Source organism: Macrococcus sp. PK (genome assembly GCF_022501545.1).
In the GTDB taxonomy this organism is placed as follows: Bacteria; Bacillota; Bacilli; order Staphylococcales; family Staphylococcaceae; genus Macrococcoides; species Macrococcoides epidermidis.
The window spans coordinates 60,774-81,935 of record NZ_JAEPRF010000016.1 but is presented as its reverse complement, the minus strand read 5'-3'; the positions used below and the strand labels follow the sequence as shown (position 1 = coordinate 81,935).

The window sequence follows — 21,162 nt, the reverse complement described above, 5'->3', positions numbered from 1 at the left end:
CAATCAAATAAATAAGTTTAAGTTTGCTTTTTCAGTATCACCTAAGTATGTCGCTACACCGCCATATTCAACGCCTTCAATTAACTCTTCACGTGAAACAGCCATAATATCCATACTCATTGTGCAGGCTACCATCTTGATGCCCATACTTTGCGCTTTCTCAATCATCACTTCTAACGAATCTACTTTCTTCTTATTCATAACATGTTTAATCATTCTAGACCCCATACCACCCATGTTCATTTTAGAAATAGGTAATTTTCCAGCATGTTTTGGCATCATCTGACTAAACATTTTATCTAAACCTTGTTTATCTACTTTTATTCCTGGTCGTTTAATCACATTTAGACCCCAGAAAGTAAAGAACATCGTCACTTCTTTACCCATAGAAGCTGCCCCAGTCGCTATAATAAATGATGCTAAGGCTTTATCTAAATCTCCGCTAAACACAACCATCGTAGCACCGGTCTTAGTTTCAACTAATTGGTGCCCATTACTATCATTCATCACATTTACAGGTAAACTTTGACCTTTTTGAATAACTGCAATGACTTTATTTCTTTCAATTTCATTCTTAACAACCGTATTACCTGTCACTTTAGCCCATGATTCGATATCCTGACAGAAACCGAAATCTGTAACGTGGATTTCTAATTGTTCGCCGTCTTGCATTTGATCTAAGTTTTCTTTTACCTTAAGGATTGGACCTGGACATTGTAAGCCACTTGCTTCTACAATCCTTCTATCTTCACGTAATGACACTTGCTTCACCTCTTCATTTTGTGCTGTTATTTTTTCTTCCGGACTTTTACTTACTTTATTATCATGCTCGGGCTTTAAAGGTTGAGATGGACTTTGAGGTATCGTTAAATAATTTTGTTTATATAATTTAAACCCTCCGTCTAAGTTAATTACATCATAGCCTTCATTTTTTAAGATACGCGCTGCATTGTAACCACGTTGACCAACCTGACAATAGATAACAACTGGTGCTTCTTTATCAATCTCAGTTAAACGTGTTCTTAACTCACCTAAAGGTATATTTTTTGAACCTTCAATATGTCCCATCTCATGTTCAATTGGCTCTCTAACATCAATAACCTGATGCTTTGTATCGTCAACTTCATTCACTTGCATCATCTTCATTTCATCTTCTAACACATTCTGTGCGATATAACCTGCCATATTTACCGGATCTTTAGCAGATGAGAAAGGTGGTGCGTATGCGATTTCAATACGCTGTAAATCTGTAACTTTCTGACCAAATGTAATCGCACTGGCAATGAGATCAATACGCTTATCAACGCCGTTACGTCCAACAATCTGTGCTCCGTAAATCTCACCTTCAGGAGAGAAAATAACTTTAATTGTCATCGGCGTTGCACCAGGATAATAACTTGCATTGGATTGACCAGACACATGGATAACGTGATATTTTTTTCCTAAAGTGCTTAAAGTCTTCTCATTTAAACCTGTACTGGCAACATTTAAATCAAACACTTTCGCAATTGCCGTGCCAATTGGTTTGAACTTCTCAATCGCTTTACCATTTAAGTGATCCGCAAGCAGTCTACCTTGTCGATTTGCAATCCAGGCAAGTGGAATATGCACATCCTGATTACTGATTGCATGCGTCACTTCAGCGACGTCACCAATTGCATAAATCGATGCATCTGACGTTTGGAATACATCGTTTGTTTTAATCGCTTTTTTTATACCTAATGCTAACCCGGCTTCTTCTGCTAATGTCGATTCCGGTAATACCCCAATGGCCATAATTACCATATCTGCATTCACAACGTCACCGTTACTCGATTCAACTGTATGGTCATTTATCTTCTTAATCGATTGCTTTAATCGTAAGTCCACACCTTTACTGATCATATGATTATGAAGTTCCACCGCCATATCCATATCAATACCAGGCATGACCTGATCACCTAACTCGAACAAAGCAACATCTAAATCTATCGCTTTCAAGTTTTCGGCCATTTCTAAACCGATAAATCCACCACCAACGACTGCCGCTGACTTCACATTATTAGCTTTAATATAAGCAATGATTTTATCCATATCAGGAATATTCCTTAATGAAAATACATGTCCAAGATTTGCGCCATCAATAGGCACTTCAATTGGTTTAGCACCCGTTGATAGTACTAAGATGTCGTATGCAATTACTTTTTCTTCGCTACTCTCTACAACACTAATCGTCTTATCTTTCCTATTGATAGAGACAACATTTGCATCTGTCATTACATTAATATTCATTCTACTTTCCATAAGTTCTGGTGTTTGAATTAACAACTTACTTCTATCTTTTATTTCATCACCAATGTGGTACGGTAATCCACAGTTCGCAAAAGATACATAGCTACCGCGCTCAATTAAAGTTATTTCATCTTGTTCATTTAATCTTCTTAAACGTGCCGCTGTAGAAGCGCCACCTGCTACTCCACCAACGATTACTATCTTTCTACTCATTAATTTTTCCTCCTCGAATTAAATACCTATAGGGGTATAATAAACCATATATCTAACAATGTCAAATACCCCACCCCCTATTTTTTATGATTGACAAAAATACCCCGTTAGGTATATAGTAATAGACATTACAAAATAGAAAGAGGTTATATGATGGAATACGATAAAGGTGCAATGAACAGACTTAAACGTATACAAGGCCAATTAAATGGTGTCATTAAAATGATGGAAGAAGGAAAAGATTGTAGAGAGGTTGTTACACAGCTCAGCGCATCTCGTAGCGGCATCGAACGCTTAATCGGTGTTATAGTAAGTGAGAACTTAACTGAATGTGTTAAAGAAAGCGTTAAAAATAATGAAGATACAGATGAACTTGTAAAACAAGCTGTTGATCTTCTAATAAAAAGTAGGTAATTAAAATGACAAACTATCAAACAATTAATGTCGAAACATTAAAATCATTATTAGATCAGAAGAAAATTAATCTCATCGATGTGAGAGAAGTTTATGAATATGAAGAGCATCATATTCAAGAAGCAGTTAATATCCCTCTATCCGTATTATCAGAACATACCGATCAGCTCAATAAAGATGGCCATTACTACATCATCTGTAGATCAGGTAACCGAAGTGGGCAAGCTTGTCAGTATTTAAGTGATTTAGGGATAAAAACGACTAATGTAGATGGTGGCATGTTAGATTGGGAAGCTTTATAATGGCATTTCTATTATTTGCTGTTATTGGAGCACTCGGTGCATTCCTTTCTGGACTTATTGGTATTGGTGGTGCAATTATTATGTATCCGATGCTACTATTTATTCCACCATTATTTAATATTGATATGTCACCAACGACAGCAGCCGGTCTCACTGCAGCCCAGGTATTCTTTAGTACATTCAGTGGAAGTATTAGCCAAAGAAAGAATGAAAATCTCAACTCATCTATTATTATACCGATGAGTATCGGTATTCTTTCAGGAAGTATTACAGGCGCATATGTCGCATCAGTATTTGATGAAAGTATCATCAATATCGTGTATACATTTCTCGCTATTGTGGCAGTTATTCTTATGTTTATTAAAGTGAACCCAAATGACACGAACGCAAAGTATAATAAAATAGCATTATTTATTGTAGCTGCAGTAATAGGAATTTTATCAGGAATTGTAGGTGCTGGAGGATCATTCTTAATCGTTCCGATCCTACTTACATTCTTTAAAGTACCCTTTAGAGTTGTTGTTGCTAACAGTATCATCGTTGCTTTCGTATCATCAATTGGTACATTCTTTACGAAATTCATAACAGGCAGTGTTGATATGGAGCATGCACTACCATTAATTATCGCCAGTTTAATATTTGCACCACTTGGCACGAAAGTATCTAAACAAACAAATCAAACAGTATTAAGATATATACTGACTGCTTTAATAATCATCGCAGCGATTAAGATGATTATGGATATAATATAAAAGAGAGCCGAGTGGCTCTCTTTTTTAATCGATTGAGTTTTTTCGGTAAAGCATATATGTACAAACGAAAGTTACTATTAACCATATAGCAATAATAATAATATGGATGATATCTCCTGATTGTTCTAACTTGGAATATTGCATCATCGGCATGTATTCATTTAATTTAATAAGGATATTATCTTTCTTAATGCCAATATTAGCGATTGTTGTATTCATTCCAAAAATGAACAATACAGGGACGAAATATAGGCTTGTTTCAGATACTGATTTTACGTGCAAACCAATTAGTGACCCGAGCAATAAATAGAATATATATAATATTATAAATCCAACAACCATCCATATATTCGTAAAAATATTAATTTTAAATATAAACAACACTGCTGAAATTGTCACTAATAATATAATTGTTACTACTATACTTTTGCCAAAGAATACTTCCATCATTGATGCGGGAGAGTTTATTAAACCTCTCAATGTTTGTTTCTCTTTTTCTTCAGCAATCATCGTCATTAAAGACCCTGTTAAAACTGCAACAAAACTCATTGCAAGGACTGAAAGTACCATATCCATTTTTTCACTTTTAGGTATTGGAGTAGCTGTAAATAGTAATGCCATCGCAATTGGCAATATCGGCATCGTTAGTAACATCATATTTCTCATAAATTCTTTGAAATCTTTCTCTGCAATTGCCATTACTCTGTTCATCTTCATATTAAACAAGCTCCTTTCCAGTCACTTTAATAAATACTTCGCCTAATGTCGGTTCGTTGGTATAAATACGTTTCACTTGTTTCGTATTGAGTAAATCTGTAATTTGCATTACATCTTCTTTATGCACTCTTTTCTTCTCTAAATTATTCATTTCCACAGTAATTGTCTGATCTGAATGTTGATATCTCAAATTATCTGGTGTATCCAGTGCAATAAGTTTTCCGTTATTAATTAACGCAATGCGATCACATAAACTTTCCGCTTCATCCATATCATGTGTTGTTAAGAATATAGTTGTTCCACTTTCTTTTAATTTTAATAAACCTTTATGAATATGTCTTGTCGTATTCGGGTCTAGGGCTGAAGTTGGTTCATCCAGGAATAATAGTTTAGGTTGATGTATTAGAGCTTTTGCAAGCAATATTCTTTGACGCATCCCTTTCGATAACTTTTTAACCACTGTTTTCTTCTCATTTTCTAATTGTACAAATGAAAGTACCTCATCGATTCTATTTACAGGTTGCTTATAAAGTCCTGCAAACATTTTTAAATTATCAAATACTGTTAACCTTTCATATAGTGCACTGTTATCAGAGAGAATACCTATTTGTTCTCTAAACTCTGCTGTTTGAAGTGCTTTATCTTTATATTGAAATACTTGAATGCTACCTTCTGTGATAGATGTTTCTCCTGTTAGCATCTTAATCGTCGTTGTCTTCCCTGAGCCACTCGGTCCAAGTAATCCAAATATCTCACCTTGATTAATATTTAAAGATAAATGATCAACTGCTTTTTTACTGTCGTACATCTTTACTACATCATTCATTTGTATAAGTGTCATAAAAATAGCCTCCAATCAATTTGTTACCCAAATTGTATTAGAGACTAGGGGTTCTCACTATAAAATACACGTTAAATGTACTTAATTTTCCGTGAACTGTACCGTATGACTATTAAAATATCCTTGAATTTCTTTCACTTTGTTACGTGATAATGGTACGAATGTATTTTCTAAACCATCTATTTTAATCGAATATGAATTCTTCGACCATGTAATCATCTCTGTTACTTTCTGCAGATTGATAATATAAGAACGATGGCATCTATAGAAGCCATACACCTTTAATTTTTCTTCAAGTTCATTCAATGTATAATCTGCTTTAAATGATTCATTATTAAAATGAATATTTACCTTTCCTTCTGCTCCCTCAATATAGTCGATATCTTCAGGATTAATAAATAATGTCTTATCTTCTGTTTTAACAGTTATTCTAAATACGTTACTACGGGAAAAATTCGAATTTATTTCTTGGGAAATATTTTGTGTGTCATTAATATTTCCTCTGACTTTATCATTTTCTTTATTATTTATTTTCTTTTCATCATATGTATCATTACTACTTTCTTGATTGTTCTTATTTATCACACTATCCAGCATATCGCGATTATTAAATATCTGAGCAGATTGTCCTTTTTCAATTGAATCAGCTAATTCTACTGCTTCTTCTCTGTCCTCATAAACTTCTAAACGTTTAAATTGAAATTTTTTTACCTGATATATTTCATTTGATAATAATAATCCATGGTCTAAATATGAGAGTATATGTAGAATTTTACGATCCGCATTAAATTGCGTGAGTACATTTAAGATTGTATCAACTGTTTCCACTTTTAAGTTATGTAATATATCTTTAAAAATGATAAGTTTATTATCCTGTACATATGCCAAAGCTACTTTCAATAACACAAATTCATCATATTCTAATTTCTTTACTTTCACATTGCTATATTCTATTAACATAAACTGTCGTAAAACATCATCTATATTATATGTTGCACTAAACCATCTCATATAAAATTTTAATTGTTCTTTAACTGTTAAACGTTCATGAAAAGGTGTATTAAAAGTTTCTATCCATACATCTCTTCCCTCAAAATGAGTGATAATTTCTTTTTGTTGATTCATATTAGAAACAATACATGCATGATCTTTGAAATCTAATGTTTGTAAATGATTAATTAATTCAGTCATACATCCTCCCAATAATAGTATGTCATAGGAAATATAGAGATACTATAAATCTATTATACATGAACCGTAATGTACATATTGGATTATCGAATATCAAAAAAAGCCTGTGAATTCACAGACTTTAAAAGTAACTTAATTAATCATTTTATTTTTTCATTCATTTTCAAATATTTATTATAGTTTTCTATCCCAATGTCTTTGTACAACAAGCGCATCTAAATATTTATTTGTATCATCACTCATTTCAACAATGCCTGGTTGTGTTACATCAACAGCAGTTTCTTCTAATGCTTTAGCAACAGATGCATCATAACCGATTGTTTTAAAGTGACGGTTAGCTGCTTCAATGAAATCTTTCACAGGTGGTAATAATGGTGTTCTAACATCTAGTACAATCAGACCGTCGAATAACGTAGAATGTACTGTATCAAATGTTTCAGACACTTTCAATTCACCTAATTTAAATGCTTTCTCGCTCACTAATTTATAATTTACTTTATTATCAGCAAGTGTAGTTATTAATTTTTTGATCTTAGCTTCATCTGATTGTTCAGTTACTAATATAGCAACAGATAAAGTATCTAATTTTTTAACTGTATTTTCCATGCTTAATGCTGGAGATTTTTTATCTGACTTAACTTCTACATCTGCAGTAGGTGCATCAACACCAATTTTTTCAGCAATTTGAGTCGCTAAATCTTTATCTACTTTATTAATATTTGCGACTGCATTCTCTTTAACAAAGTCATGTTTACATTTACCTAATTCGAAAGCAAACGCATCACGTAAATGTTCTTTTTCTGGTTGACTTAAACTGTTATAGAACATTTTCGCTTGTAAATAATGTTCTTTAAAACTTTCACTTCTAGCACGGACTTTATGCGCATCGATTTTTTCATGATAATGTTCAAATCCACCTTCTTCAGCTGGTGTTGTGTGTGGATTGTTATTATTGATCGCATTGTTATGGTAAGCAGCTTGTCCTTTATGTACAAACATTTGATGCATACCATCACGTTGGTTGTTAGCAAACGGACATACTGGTCTGTTAATCGGTAACTGATGGAAATTCGGTCCACCTAAACGTGATAATTGCGTGTCAGTATATGAGAATAAACGTCCTTGTAATAACGGATCATTACTGAAGTCAATACCAGGTACAAGATGTCCAGGATGGAATGCAACTTGCTCTGTTTCTGCAAAGACATTATCTACATTGCGATTTAAAGTCATTTTACCAACGCGTTTTACTGGCACTTCTTCTTCTGGCCATAATTTCGTTGGATCTAGTATATCAAAATCAAATTTAAATTCATCTTCTTCAGGAAGAATTTGAAGACCTAATTCCCACTCAGGGTAATCACCTTTATCGATTGCTTCGTATAAGTCTTCACGGTTATAATCTGAATTTTTACCAGCGATAATTTGAGCTTCATCCCAAACTAATGAATGTGTTCCAAGCAATGGTTTCCAGTGGAATTTAACGAAGTGTGATTTCCCTTCCGCATTTACTAAACGGAAAGTATGTACTCCAAAACCTTCCATCGTACGGAAACTTTTCGGGATACCACGGTCACTCATTGTCCACATTGTCATATGTGTTGACTCTGGGTTTTGTGCAAAGAAATCCCAGAATGTATCATGAGCTGTTCCACCTTGAGGAATTTCATTATGTGGTTCTGGTTTAACTGCGTGTACTAAATCAGGGAATTTAATGGCATCCTGAATAAAGAATACTGGAATATTGTTTCCTACTAAATCATAGTTACCTTCTTCAGTATAAAATTTTGTTGCAAATCCACGCGCATCACGTACAGTATCGTTAGATCCTTTTGAACCTTGTACAGTAGAGAAACGAACAAATACAGGCGTCTTCTTACTCGTATCTGTTAAAAATTTTGCTTTAGTATATTCACTTAAATCTTCATATAATTCAAATTCACCATGTGCCCCATAACCACGCGCATGAACAATTCTTTCAGGAATACGTTCATGGTCGAAATGTGTCATCTTTTCTCTGAAATGAAAATCTTCTAATAATGTCGGACCACGTTCCCCTGCTTTTAATGAAAATTCATCTTCTGCCATTTTTAAACCTTGGTTTGTCGTTAACGGTGTATCTTCAGAATGGTCTCTACGAAATGCTTCTAATTGCTTATCTTTTTCATTAGTCATTGTAGTGCCCCCTATATTATATTTACATACAAATTACTTATTCCCATTTCAAATAAATAGAAACGTTGTACACTTTTTGTATGGAATTTTATAAAATAAAAAATTGCATTCTAATTGTAGAATGCAATTTTAGTAATTTTGACTTTACATCTAAACTTATCATTATAGTTATTTACTTTGATGTAAGCGTTTTATATAATAGGTTAAAGCTTGGAAAGTGGTGAGTTGATGTGAAATACTATCTAATACGTGTTCTAATTTCAATTGTTTGTTTTATTATCATTTCAGTTATCGATATGACTTTATTAACGAAAGGATCTACCGCTGATCTCTTCGCAAAATCTTTTCTTGTCACACTAATTTTTACAATCCTTTATTACTATATCCAGTTACATCGTCATTCCAAATATCATGATTAATTAAAAAATCTGGATTAATTAAACACAGGATTTTTGGCACCAAATATTCTTGCCTTCATTTCTTCACCTGCTGGAGTTCCAGCAAGTCCTCCTAAGCCTGTTTCTCGTAATTCTGCAGGAAGACTACGGCCAACTTTGTTCATTGCTTCGATTACTTCATCTGCAGGAATTTTACACTCAATACCAGCCAAAGCTAAATCAGCAGCAATCAGTGCATTACCTGCTCCAATTGTGTTTCTCATAACACATGGTATTTCTACTAAACCTGCGACTGGATCACATACAAGACCAAGTAGATTTCCTAAAGCATGTGCTAATGCATGTGAAGATTGTTCAGGTTTTCCACCTTTTATCGCTACTGCTGCAGCTGCTGCTATTGCTGAAGCACTACCTACTTCTGCCTGACATCCACCCATTGCACCGGCAACACATGCATTATTGGCAATTACAATACCGAATAATGATGTTGTCAGTAAGAAATCTATTTCCTGTTCTTCAGTTAAATTTAATTTGTCTTCAACAGAAAATAATACACCAGGTATTGTTCCAGATGACCCTGCAGTAGGCGTTGCACATATTAAACCCATTGCAGCATTCACTTCATTTGTAGCAATAGCATACTGCAATGCTTTTGCAACATCGCTACCGGATAAAGGTTCATTTTGTTCACGATATTTTTTCATTCTAATTGCATCTTGTCCAGTTAGACCTGTTACAGATTTCACACCCTCTCCCGAGGAGCCACGTAGAACAGCAGCTTTCATTACTTTTAGGTTCTCTTTCATTTTATTTCTTACTTCTTCATACGTCATATCAGACGTTTCCATCTCCATCTCTGTCATCAATTCAGCAAATGATTTACCTGTTTGGTTTGCTGTATCTATAATTTCTTTAATTGAGTTATACATTTTTATTCCTCCTTGTTTACTATAAATAATAGTTCGTGTTAGCTTTATACTAAATTTGAAAATTCTATATGTGGATATTTCTCTTTAATATTTTCTAGTAATGTTGGTTTTATCGGTTTGTGTAAATGTAATGCAACAATATATTTGTTATCTTTTTGCGATTTTATCTCTTCGTTGATCAATAAGCCACTTTCTGCAAGATCATTAATACATCTATTGAATTCCCCTACCGGTTGCTCTCCATATAAAACAAGAATCGGTAAAGTGTGATTAAGGACTGCACATGCACCATTGACATGAATGCTTCTCAATTTAATAGTACCGCCACCTATAGAGTTTCCACATACTTCAATATGTTTATGTTCGCTATCTAATCTAACAAGCGCTGTGTTAGGATGTTCACCTTTACTCGGTCCTTTTTCTTCAATAAATTCAATTTGAATACCTTTATCTTTAGCGATATCTATAGAATCTTTTACGCGTGGATCTTCAGTTGGAAAATTTAAAATCCCAGCGATTAAAGCTAAATCTGTTCCATGTCCTAGATGTGTTTCTGCAAAAGATTCATAATATGAAATACTTACTTTTACAGGTTCCTCACCTAAAATATGTCGTGATGCCAATCCTATTCTAACCGCTCCTGCCGTGTGTGAACTTGAAGGGCCAATCATAATTGGTCCTATAATATCGAATGCGCTTTTATAATCTGATGTTCTAGCCATTACTATTTCCTCCTATTGTTTTAACTATATATTTTTCCCAATCTGTTTATAGGTTTGTTTACTATGCATTTTGATTTCTTGCTCTTTTCAAAGTAGGCATCTTTACTGATACTGAAATGTCATGTTTCTTAAAGAAAGTTGCAAAGAGCCAAGCTAATAACATACTTGAAATTGCTACTGCTACGCCGCAAAGCAGAACAGGAACAGTATCGTTAAATCCGAACGCTACGATAAATCCTGCAATCGGAGTAGCCATTCCTGTAACATTGATAACTAAGCCAAACGCTGTGATAATACAAGCATTTACCATACCGATAATCGCATTTGAGCCATAAAGCTGAACTGGTTTTTCTGCAATAATATCAATTTGTGTTAATGGTTCAATCGCTACAGCAAATGGTGTTGCTTTAGTTCCGTATCCTAATTTTTTAAACAATACAAAGTTTGCAAATGAATTACCTGTACAGCATAAGGCCCCTATAGCCATCGGTGTACCAACTAGTCCCAACAGACTTGTTAATACCATAGAACTTAACGGTGTCATCCCAACTACAGGAATAATAGCTCCAAGTACAATCGCCAATACATAAGGATTTGCATCTCCGACAGCAGTAATTGCTGATCCAATTTGTGTTAACACGGCAATTACAGATGGTTGAATTGCTAATGCTATCAGCGTTGTTAAAGCTGGTGCCACTAAAATTACAACGATTAAGTCTAGACCTTCAGGGATACGTTTTTCTATTTGTTTAATCAAGAAGCTGATAGCATACGCGGCTATAAATGCTGGTAACAATTTAACTTTTAGTAGTGATAAGCCTACGATCAATGCATATACAGGGGTAATACCTAATTTGATACATGTTAATATTCCGACTGCCAAACCACCAAGACCTCCAAGTGTATCGCCAACTTGTACAAAGAAAGGAATATCAAACACTCCTCCAATTGCATAGCTGAGAAATGCTTGTGGTAAAAATGTTGAGCAAGCAGCTCCGGAGAGTGCTTGAAGACCCTCTTTTCCGTATGGTGCAAAATTTAAAAATAACGACATACAAATAAGTACAACAAGTAAAGTTCCTACTCCAATAATGATATCCATTGAATAATTCTCCTTTAATAATATTTTGATTTTCTAATACTTAATTTAATTTTCTTTTAGCGGCCACTAAAAATATTTGTTATGTTTTTCACAAATTCATCATAGCATTTTTGCAAACGGATACAATGAACAAATTATGAATAGATTTCGTATATTTATTTTATAATACGAATTATTATACTTATTTTTTTATTTCGGATTTAGAACAATCTGTTTACTACTGTACTTCACCGCTTTAAAGCTTTTATTTATTTAATTTCTGTTATACACATATAATTATTTAAATGTGATTTTTATCACTTATATTATCGAAACCTTTAAAATCAATTTATTTTAAAGGTTTTAAATTATCTGAATATCTTTAATTAAATAAAGTGTTATATTGAAAAAACAATTGAACATGTGCTATATATAAAATATTATTTAAATTCATAAAATATATCATATATTACTTAAATAATATCTTTAAATACTGTTATATATTTTAATAATCATTCGATATGTATGTAATATCACTTCGCCAATAAAAAAAACCGTTCATTTTAGCATGAGCTAAAACGAACGGTTTAAAATTTATTAATTTGTTGTTCTTAATTATTTATCTAAGAAGTTACGACCTTCATCTAATTTTTGGAATCCTCTTAAGAAGTATACACCTGCCATAGCTGATAAGAAGATTATACCAATAATAACTGATACACGTGTTTCATCATTAATTAACATTCCGATTAATACCATTACTAAGAAAGCAATTGTAATGTAGTTCGAGAATGGCGCGAATGGCATTTTAAATGGATGATTTTCAGCTAAATCAGGTCTTTGTTTTCTGTATTGTAAATGGCTGAATAAAATCATAAACCACGGAATCATACCTGGTAAGATAGATGCACTATAAACATATACGAAAATATTTGCTGCGCCATCAATATACATTGGTAATACTACATTTAAAATTACTCCGATAAAGATACCAATTGAAATTGTAAGTACAGCATAAACTGGTACACCATTTTTCATAACTTTTGCAAATGCACGTGGCATTTTACCTTCGTTTGCTAGTGTGTATATCATACGACTTGAACTGAAGATACCTGAGTTACAACCAGACATTGCTGCTGTAATAACTACAAAGTTAATAATAGCTGCTGCAGCTGTAATACCAACTTTAGCAAATGTCGCTACGAACGGGCTACCTACGTTACCTAATTCATCCCATGGATAAACAGTTACGATAACAAAGATTGCACCAATGTAGAAGATTAAAATACGCCAAATAATACCATTGACTGCTTTTACTACGTTTTTCTGTGGATCTTTTGTTTCACCTGCAGTAATACCGATTAATTCTACCCCTTGGTAAGAACCTACTACCATTGAAAGTGCAAAGAAGAATCCTACGATACCTTTAGGGAAGAATCCACCATGTTCCGTTAAGTTACCAAATCCAATAGGATTACCATTGTTACCAAATCCAAATAATATAATACCTAAACCTGCTATGATCATTAAAACAATTGTTACAATCTTAATCATTGCAAACCAGAATTCGAATTCTCCGAATGCTTTAACTGAAGCCATATTCGCTAATGCTAAAGTCACAATTACGATAATACCTGGAATCCAAGTAGGTAAATCCGGCCACCAATATTGCATATATTGTCCAACAGCGATTACTTCACTCATACCAACTACAACCCACTGGAATATGTTTGCCCATGCTGTAACATAACCAAACACCGGGTGTAAGTATGTTGAAGCATAATCAGCAAATGATCCAGTTGTAGGGAATAAATAAACTAATTCCCCCATCGCACGCATTACTAAAAATAAAAATAATCCAGCAACTAAATAAGCTAAAATTGCTGATGGTCCAGTCCATTTAATCGTACTTGATGCACCCATGAATAAACCTACCCCAATGGTACCACCTAATGCGATCATTTGGACTTGTCTTGAACTAAGACCTCTCTTTAAATGATTGTCTTCCATTTTTTCTATCCCCTTTTGTTTTTTAAATATTAAAACATTCTTTACTATTCTGAAATTATACTATAATTTCAGAAAATTAGAAGTACTATTTATAAACTTTAGGAGAATATGAAAAGGGTGCAAGAGAAAACCCTTACACCCACGTGCTTTAACGCTTTAAACTTTTTTGAAAAAATTATTTTCAAATAGATTATTTCCTTTTATTTTTTATAATCGTAAGCAACCTCTTGTAATTTTTCATCATATTCAATATATAAATCGTAATCTTTGAAAAACCACTCATCCATTTCGTTAACATAGAAAATAATACCATCTGCTTCAACTTTTGCAATCGCTTTATCATAATCCGGATCCACATTAAATGCTAAAGAGTGACTCTCCTGAATCTTGCTTGAACCATAAATTTTAGCATAGAATTTAACTGCCTGTCCTGCTTCTAAACCAACTTCGTCTTTGAACCATTGCAGTGCTTTATCTGAAATATAAATATTCATATCGTACCTCCCATAATAAGTCTTGCTGAAGAAATTATATCATCAGACTAATATTAAAGTCTTAAATTATGTCTTCATTGAAATAACTAATATGTTAAGGCTGTTTCTTCACCTTTCAACACACGCATGACACCTTCGTATAAAGCTAGTAATTCTTCTTCGCCAGGCATTACTTTTACTTCAGAAATCCACTCAACATGTGATTTTATGTTATCAACAACATATTGGGAATGACTCACACCACCTGTTAAAATGATATAATCTACATCACCTTTCAATACCGCTGCCATTTCAGCAATACCTTTAGCAATCTGATAACACATGCCATCAAAATAAAGCTTTGCTTCCTTATCTCCGTTTAAAGCTTTTTGTTCAATCGTTTGAATATCAATTTCACCTAAATAAGACTTCATACCACCTTCTCCAGCTAGTATTGATTTCACTTGTGAAATATTTAACTTTTCTTCAATAATGAGCTTCGCAAAATTTATTAATGGTAGTTGCCCAGTTCGCTCGGGAGAATAAGGTCCTTCGCCATCAAATGCATTTACACAATCAATAACTCGCCCTGACTGATGTGCACCAATTGAAATACCGCCACCGATATGGGTAACAATCACATTAGCATCAAAATAATCCATGCCTTCTTCGGCTAACACTTTACGTGCCACAGCTTTTTGATTTAATGCATGAAATACACTTCGACGTTCGATACCTTTAAATCCTGAAATGCGTGCGATATCTTCAAATTCATCAACTACAACAGGGTCTACCGTATATGCTTTCACACCGTAATCACGAGCAATATCATTAGCGATGATTGCACCTAAATTTGAAGCATGCATACCATATGTACCAGAACGAAGATCATTTACCATCTCTTCATTCACCAAGTACGTGCCTCCAATAATCGACTTCATCAGTCCACCGCGGGCAACAACTGCTGCTAAATCTCCCGGATAAATATTATGAGACTCTAAGAAAGTACGTAAACGCTCTTCTCGCATCTCAATTTGATCCATTACTGTATCATACTTTCCAATCTCTTCAACCGTATATCTAAAAATACTTTCGTCCACACAATTATCACTACAATATAGAGCAACCTTACTAGAAGTTGAACCTGGATTAATGACTAATATATATTTTCCGTCCATTATATGTCCCTCACTTGTCGTACTGCAAAGTCTAATGCGTACAATTTACTTTCTGTAGAATCACTGCGCGAAGTAAGTACTATCGGTACTTTTGCACCAACGATCGTACCTCCAATTATCGCGTTTCCTATTACTGAGAAAGCTTTATACAATACATTACCAACATCAATTGTAGGTACTACTAAGATATCTGCATCTCCTTTAATATTACCGTCATAACCTTTATGTTCTGCAGCCTCTTTAGAAATAGCTAAATCAAAAGAAATAGGGCCCGCAATAAGCATATCTTCTCTATCTTCAAATAATGAAACGACCTCACTTGCTAATACTGAAGATGGCATCTTCGGATTAAATGTCTCTGCAGAACTAATCATTGCCACTTTAGGTTGCGAAATACCTATGCGATGCGCCACATCAATTGCATTATCAGTAATTTGCTTTAACTGTTCAGAAGTTGGCGTTATATTCATTGCCGCATCCGTTAATAATAATTGTCTATTATTTCCCGGTAAATCAACAAGCGCTATATGTGATAACACAGATTGACTACGCAAATTATGTTCTTTTTGAAGCACCTCTTTTAATACCGTACGCGTTTGTACCATACCTTTCATCAGCACTTGAGCATCTCCAGCAGCAGCCATTTCAACCGCACGTTTAACACATGCTTCCTCACTTTCACATCGCTCATATATCCACACTTCATCAGAATCAATATTCTCTTCAGTATCAAATATGAAAAAAGATACAACATCTATATATAATTGTTTCGCTTTTGTTATAACTTCTAATATCTCTGGCCTTGAACCACCAGGAATAGCTACCTTAATCATCTACATTCCTTCTTTCTAATTATAACCTAGTACTAAGACTAGATAATATTTTTGTTCGATAGTATTTTCTCATATTCAAAAATAGATGTAAAGGAAACAGATAGTAGATATTATTTGCTTTAGTTAATACATTTAATAATATATTATTTTTAGATTTCCTTACCTAAAAATTTAATATAAATAATAAATACATATCATTTTACAGATAATTGAAATATATTGGCACTTAATATAATATTGAAACATAAAAAGAATTAAGGTGATAATTTGAGATGGACAAAAAGAAAACAACTTATTGAAGACTTTATTTATGCTCCATTAAAAAATCGTATTTCAATCAATCGTATTGTTTATAGGAAATCTCACGATCAGGAAGCGCGAATGACTATAACATTCGATAAAAAAGAAATATTTACAGCTGATAATATCCAATTTGGTTTAAAATCATTTGAGTTAGAAAAACAAGGTGTCGGAAAGGAATATCAACCATTCAATTATGATGATAAGAAAATAGATTTATTTGAAAAAACAATTAGAGATGCAACAGAAGCTGAAGGAAAATATGCAGTTTATTATTTAGATGATTTCTTTGATTATTTTTCACTTTCAATAGATGAAGCATTGCACCATCCTCATGAACTCATCCGAGCTTTCTCGATGATAGATAAAAGATTAGGCAAAAGAAGATTTAGTACACTTGATGTAAGTAATGAACATAAATTAGTTCAGGGATTTTACGAAATAAGAAAGCTAAGTTGGGAGAAAGTTTAATGAAACTTTATCTTGTAAGACATGGGCAGGACACACTTAATAAAAGAGGTGGTTGGTCACAGGAACCATTAACTCAAGAAGGTATAAAAGAAGTAGAATTACTATCACAAAAAATAAAAGACATTAAATTCGATTATATCATTGCAAGTGATCTTCAAAGAACTGTTCAAACAGCAAATATCATTCGAAGTCGACTCCTATTTCCAAAAGATATAATTCTAGATGGTTGTTTACGTGAAGTAAATAACGGACTCTTAGCTGGAATGGATAATGAATTAGCATTAGAGAAATTTCCAAACCTCTTTTGGAATACATTAGATTGGGAAGAATCTTATCCTCAAGGGGAAAGTCCCACTCAATTCTTCGAAAGAATTTCTAATTGGTATCAAAATTTTCTTTCAGAATATCGTACATCGAATAACGTACTTATTGTGACTCATCAAGGTGTAATAGACATCTTGCTTTGTATAATAAACAACAAATCATTCTCAAATAAAAAAGTTCATTATAAAATTAAATGCGGTCAAATGATAACGATAGTTATTGAATGACTATCTTAAATATATTGATACACAAAATTTTCATATTTCTGACCAATTATTTTCACAATCTTGTGATTTTATTATATGTATTTTGTGCTAATATTTATTTTAACTTGTGAAAATATGGAGGAAAGTTTGTGAAAAAGTATTTTAATAATGTGTTCTGGAGATGGCATTTCTATGCAGCGATTTTCATTACACCGCTACTCATTACTTTAAGTATTTCAGGCATCATGTATTTATTCTATCCAGAAGTAGAAAACAAATTAAATCACAACCTATTGTTTGAACAAACAAATAAACCAGCACAATCGCTCAATGATGGTATCGATGACATACTGAGTAGTCATCCTGGATATCATGTGATGAAGATTAGTTTCCTAAAAGATGATTACAACACACGAGTATCCATAATGGGACCAGATGATGCTTCTAAAGTTGTTTATCTAGATCACCATAATCAAATGAAAGGTGAAATAGAGCCTTCTAATTTGTTTTCAAATTTCTCACGTGAGATGCACTCAAATCTATTAACAGGCAATACTTTTATTAATTATTTAGTAGAGCTTGCAAGTTGCTGGGCAATATTCTTAATCGTTACAGGATTGTTCATGACTTTTTTCCGTAAATACATTACAAACAGTGCTTCAAAAATCAAACGTAAAAATCAAGCGAAGTTCCATGCAATGCTCGGTTCAATTTTAAGTATTCCGTTATTACTGATTGTGTTAACTGGATTACCCTGGTCAGGATTTATGGGTGCCAAAATTTATGACTTTGCAGTAAATCATTCGCTTGTCGGTTACCCTGAATCTGTAAAGACGCCACCTGTATCTAACAATGAAATTGCTTGGGCAACTCGTGGTGAGCATACTGACTCTAAATCTCACGAGGGCAATAGATTACCGATTACGCATATTAATGCGATTGCGCAAGAGGAAGGATTTAAGAAGCCTTATAGTATCACTGTACCGATGGATGACAAGGGGACCTATGTATTATCTAAAGCTGCTGGAACTGGTGTGACTGGTCTAGATGCAAATCCACTAGAAGAACGCACTATTCATCTTGATCAATATTCAGGAATGAAACTTGCAATTTACGACTTTAATGACTATGGTATACTTGCAAAATTTATTGCAGTCGGTATCCCACTTCATGAAGGGAATTTATTTGGGCTAGCAAATAAAGTAATCAACTTATTATTTATTGTTGGTTTACTCACATTAACTTTCTTTGGTATTAAGATTTATTTTATGCGTAAACAAAAAGGTAAACTATCAACACCTAAGTCACAGCCTTATATGAAATATACTTGGTTTTTCGCAATATTACTTATTCTAATGGGAATGCTAATGCCTCTATTTGGCATCTCACTCATAATCATTGCATTTATCGAGCTCATTTTACTGATGAGCAAGAAGAAATACGCGATATAATATAGAACTAATAGAGTAGCTGGATAATTCCAGTTACTTTTTTTAATTTTCAAACAATTGTGATTGTGTGACATCATTTATTCATGTAAGATAAGTCATATTATATTGTACGGAGCTGATTGTATGATTCAAAACAGACATAAACTCGCATTAAAGGTTGCATTTCCACCCACTATTCCAATCTTAACTGGGTTTATCTTTCTCGGAATGACTTTTGGTATATATATGCTTTCTTTAGGACATTCGATATGGATGGCTGTTCTTATGAGTGCTTGTATTTTTGCTGGTTCTATGGAATTTGTAGCAGCAACGATGCTGCTTGGTATCTTTAATCCGTTTTGTGCTTTTATACTTGCACTTATGATTAACGCACGGCATTTATTTTATGGGATTTCGATGCTCGATCGATTTAAAGGGACGGGCAGAAAGAAATAGTATTTAATATTTGGTAAGTCTTACTTTGTTCTCCCAACCATGCTTATAATGCTTGCAATATTCATTGTCTTTAAACGTCCTTTGACGAGAGTTGGTGAGCACATATGTCGATAGCAGAACAGCTAATTATTATCTTTTCGGTTACTATCGCTACAATGTTAACCCGCTTCTTACCTTTCATCGTATTTAAAGGAGATAAACCATTACCTGAGCTTATTGAATATTTAGGTCGTGTATTACCTCCCGCTGTATTTGGATTACTTGTTGTATATGCATTAAAGGATATTAAATGGAGTTTACCTTCTGCCAATATTCCTGCAATACTTGCAATTACTTTGATTATCGTATTACATTCATGGAAACGTAATATGCTTTTATCTATCGCTGTAGGAACGCTATACTATATGTTACTTATTCGATTAGTCTAAACAGAAAAAGCTACAATTCTTATCGAATTGTAGCTTTTTCTATATTATGATTAAGCATCTATTTGATGATTTCTTTAGTTTTAGCATCAATTTCAAATTCTTTTGATTTTCCATCTTTAGCGAGTTCAACGTCATATTTTACTACGCCATCATCTTCATCTAAACTCCATTCTTTCACATCTCCGTTATATTCTTTCTTAGCAACTTCAATGATGTCTTCAACTGGCGTTACATCTTTATAATTGATTGTCGTTTCTTTGTCATTTTCTTTTTCTGATTCTTTTTTAAGTACTTTATTACTTACAGCATCAACTGTCACTTCATGAGATTCATTTCCATCTCTTAAATTAACATCATATGCCCACTTTTTCTCTTTATCATCATAGTCAAAAGAGATACTTTCAAGATCACCTTTAACTTCTTTTTGTGCGGTTTCAATCGCCTGAGTCGCATCCGTCTTTACTTCGCTATAATCAACTGATTTATCATCTTCATTGCCACAGGCCCCTAATAGTAATGATGCACCTAGAACAAGTGCTGAAGATTGTTTTATATATTTGTTCATCATATTCAGCTCCTTTTTTGAGTTATTAAATTTATACCCAAAATTTAATATATACAAACAAATATTATCAATATGTATAGCAATCACCATATAATCTAAATATTAAGCGAGAATGAGTTTTATAAAACTTTTATCAATTTCATCAATACGAATTGCAATGGTAATCTCCCATATAAAGCGCTCTTCGGTAGTCGTTTATCACCTAATGGAATTCCTTTTCTTGCCATATAAATATTCGCCGGAAATACTCCTAATAAAAATGTATTGATTAACTTCTTAGCACTTTCACTTGGTTTTTTAATAATCAAGTAAACACCCATTATCATCTCAATTACCCCGGAAATATAGACAATTTCCTTTTTAAAGGGTATATAACCTGGAACAATCTTCGTAAAATTCGGCTCTCTTAGGAAATGAAGTACTCCTGCCGTAAAAAATCCTAATCCTAGTATCGTTTTCAGTAATAATTTTATTAATTTCAT

21 protein-coding genes and 1 pseudogene are annotated in these 21,162 nt (G+C 33.4%); 8 read left to right on the top strand and 14 right to left on the bottom strand.

Features of this window, described 5'->3' with window-relative positions:
* Nucleotides 1-3: 3 nt before the first annotated feature.
* On the bottom strand, nucleotides 4-2,484 hold the full coding sequence (locus JJJ02_RS10910) for a DsrE/DsrF/DrsH-like family protein (protein WP_240838968.1): 2,481 nt from the start codon (nucleotides 2,482-2,484) through the stop codon (nucleotides 4-6).
* Nucleotides 2,485-2,637: 153 nt separating this feature from the next.
* On the opposite strand from JJJ02_RS10910, the gene JJJ02_RS10905 reads away from it, so the two are divergent.
* The 3 genes from JJJ02_RS10905 to JJJ02_RS10895 are packed head-to-tail and all read left to right on the top strand — an operon-like array spanning nucleotide 2,638 to nucleotide 3,952.
* The gene (locus JJJ02_RS10905; RefSeq protein ID WP_240838966.1) at nucleotides 2,638-2,898 is read left to right on the top strand and encodes a metal-sensitive transcriptional regulator; all 261 of its coding nucleotides are present in this window, start codon (nucleotides 2,638-2,640) and stop codon (nucleotides 2,896-2,898) included.
* 5 nt (nucleotides 2,899-2,903) lie between these two features.
* Nucleotides 2,904-3,200, top strand: coding sequence for a rhodanese-like domain-containing protein (locus JJJ02_RS10900; RefSeq protein WP_240838964.1), 297 nt, complete (start codon nucleotides 2,904-2,906; stop codon nucleotides 3,198-3,200).
* Nucleotides 3,200-3,952, top strand: a complete 753-nt coding sequence (locus JJJ02_RS10895; RefSeq protein WP_240838962.1) for a sulfite exporter TauE/SafE family protein — start codon at nucleotides 3,200-3,202, stop codon at nucleotides 3,950-3,952. The genes JJJ02_RS10900 and JJJ02_RS10895 overlap by 1 nt, the downstream gene beginning before the upstream one ends.
* A gap of 24 nt (nucleotides 3,953-3,976) precedes the next feature.
* Here JJJ02_RS10895 and JJJ02_RS10890 read toward each other — a convergent pair whose 3' ends face one another.
* From JJJ02_RS10890 to JJJ02_RS10840, 11 genes are all read right to left on the bottom strand, one after another.
* Nucleotides 3,977-4,669, bottom strand: a complete 693-nt coding sequence (locus JJJ02_RS10890) for an ABC transporter permease (RefSeq protein ID WP_239242147.1) — start codon at nucleotides 4,667-4,669, stop codon at nucleotides 3,977-3,979.
* A 1-nt stretch (nucleotide 4,670) separates the two neighbouring features.
* Nucleotides 4,671-5,510 carry an ABC transporter ATP-binding protein gene (locus JJJ02_RS10885; protein ID WP_240838959.1) on the bottom strand — a complete coding sequence of 280 codons (840 nt, stop codon included), beginning with the start codon at nucleotides 5,508-5,510 and terminating at the stop codon, nucleotides 4,671-4,673.
* Nucleotides 5,511-5,591: 81 nt separating this feature from the next.
* A complete protein-coding gene (locus JJJ02_RS10880) occupies nucleotides 5,592-6,701 on the bottom strand; it encodes a LytR/AlgR family response regulator transcription factor (RefSeq protein WP_240838957.1) in 1,110 nt (369 codons plus the stop codon).
* A gap of 174 nt (nucleotides 6,702-6,875) precedes the next feature.
* Nucleotides 6,876-8,876, bottom strand: a complete 2,001-nt coding sequence (locus JJJ02_RS10875; RefSeq protein WP_240838955.1) for a catalase — start codon at nucleotides 8,874-8,876, stop codon at nucleotides 6,876-6,878.
* Between the two features lie 433 nt (nucleotides 8,877-9,309).
* Nucleotides 9,310-10,203 (bottom strand): L-serine ammonia-lyase, iron-sulfur-dependent, subunit alpha, encoded by an 894-nt coding sequence (gene sdaAA / locus JJJ02_RS10870; RefSeq protein WP_240838953.1) that lies wholly within the window; start codon nucleotides 10,201-10,203, stop codon nucleotides 9,310-9,312.
* Nucleotides 10,204-10,247: 44 nt separating this feature from the next.
* Nucleotides 10,248-10,925, bottom strand: a complete 678-nt coding sequence (gene sdaAB / locus JJJ02_RS10865) for an L-serine ammonia-lyase, iron-sulfur-dependent subunit beta (RefSeq protein WP_240838951.1) — start codon at nucleotides 10,923-10,925, stop codon at nucleotides 10,248-10,250.
* Nucleotides 10,926-10,986: 61 nt separating this feature from the next.
* Nucleotides 10,987-12,027 (bottom strand): PTS sugar transporter subunit IIC, encoded by a 1,041-nt coding sequence (locus tag JJJ02_RS10860; RefSeq protein ID WP_240838949.1) that lies wholly within the window; start codon nucleotides 12,025-12,027, stop codon nucleotides 10,987-10,989.
* A gap of 594 nt (nucleotides 12,028-12,621) precedes the next feature.
* Complete coding sequence (locus JJJ02_RS10855) at nucleotides 12,622-14,016, bottom strand: amino acid permease (protein WP_240838947.1); 1,395 nt, start codon at nucleotides 14,014-14,016, stop codon at nucleotides 12,622-12,624.
* Nucleotides 14,017-14,216: 200 nt separating this feature from the next.
* Entirely contained in the window at nucleotides 14,217-14,510 is a 294-nt protein-coding gene (locus tag JJJ02_RS10850) for a HesB/YadR/YfhF family protein (protein WP_111716040.1), read from the bottom strand.
* Nucleotides 14,511-14,596: 86 nt separating this feature from the next.
* Nucleotides 14,597-15,667 (bottom strand): butyrate kinase, encoded by a 1,071-nt coding sequence (buk, locus tag JJJ02_RS10845; RefSeq protein WP_240838945.1) that lies wholly within the window; start codon nucleotides 15,665-15,667, stop codon nucleotides 14,597-14,599.
* Nucleotides 15,667-16,500 carry a phosphate acyltransferase gene (locus JJJ02_RS10840; RefSeq protein WP_240838943.1) on the bottom strand — a complete coding sequence of 278 codons (834 nt, stop codon included), beginning with the start codon at nucleotides 16,498-16,500 and terminating at the stop codon, nucleotides 15,667-15,669. Before JJJ02_RS10840 ends, buk begins: the two co-directional genes overlap by 1 nt.
* A gap of 267 nt (nucleotides 16,501-16,767) precedes the next feature.
* On the opposite strand from JJJ02_RS10840, the gene JJJ02_RS10835 reads away from it, so the two are divergent.
* The 5 genes and pseudogenes from JJJ02_RS10835 to JJJ02_RS10815 all read left to right on the top strand — a co-directional run bounded on the left by JJJ02_RS10835 (nucleotide 16,768) and on the right by JJJ02_RS10815 (nucleotide 20,115).
* Nucleotides 16,768-17,271, top strand: coding sequence for an SF0329 family protein (locus JJJ02_RS10835; protein ID WP_240838941.1), 504 nt, complete (start codon nucleotides 16,768-16,770; stop codon nucleotides 17,269-17,271).
* Nucleotides 17,271-17,822, top strand: coding sequence for a histidine phosphatase family protein (locus tag JJJ02_RS10830; protein WP_240838939.1), 552 nt, complete (start codon nucleotides 17,271-17,273; stop codon nucleotides 17,820-17,822). The genes JJJ02_RS10835 and JJJ02_RS10830 overlap by 1 nt, the downstream gene beginning before the upstream one ends.
* 128 nt (nucleotides 17,823-17,950) lie before the next feature.
* A complete protein-coding gene (locus JJJ02_RS10825; protein ID WP_240838937.1) occupies nucleotides 17,951-19,252 on the top strand; it encodes a PepSY-associated TM helix domain-containing protein in 1,302 nt (433 codons plus the stop codon).
* A gap of 123 nt (nucleotides 19,253-19,375) precedes the next feature.
* A pseudogene (locus JJJ02_RS10820) lies at nucleotides 19,376-19,684 on the top strand (AzlC family ABC transporter permease); the annotation flags it as partial.
* 107 nt (nucleotides 19,685-19,791) lie between these two features.
* Nucleotides 19,792-20,115 (top strand): branched-chain amino acid transporter permease, encoded by a 324-nt coding sequence (locus JJJ02_RS10815; protein WP_239242157.1) that lies wholly within the window; start codon nucleotides 19,792-19,794, stop codon nucleotides 20,113-20,115.
* 58 nt (nucleotides 20,116-20,173) lie between these two features.
* Here JJJ02_RS10815 and JJJ02_RS10810 read toward each other — a convergent pair whose 3' ends face one another.
* Together JJJ02_RS10810 and JJJ02_RS10805 are read right to left on the bottom strand one after the other, a co-directional pair.
* Nucleotides 20,174-20,680, bottom strand: coding sequence for a PepSY domain-containing protein (locus JJJ02_RS10810; RefSeq protein ID WP_239242158.1), 507 nt, complete (start codon nucleotides 20,678-20,680; stop codon nucleotides 20,174-20,176).
* Between the two features lie 119 nt (nucleotides 20,681-20,799).
* Nucleotides 20,800-21,162: a DoxX family protein gene (locus JJJ02_RS10805; protein ID WP_239242159.1), complete on the bottom strand. Its 363-nt coding sequence runs from the start codon at nucleotides 21,160-21,162 to the stop codon at nucleotides 20,800-20,802.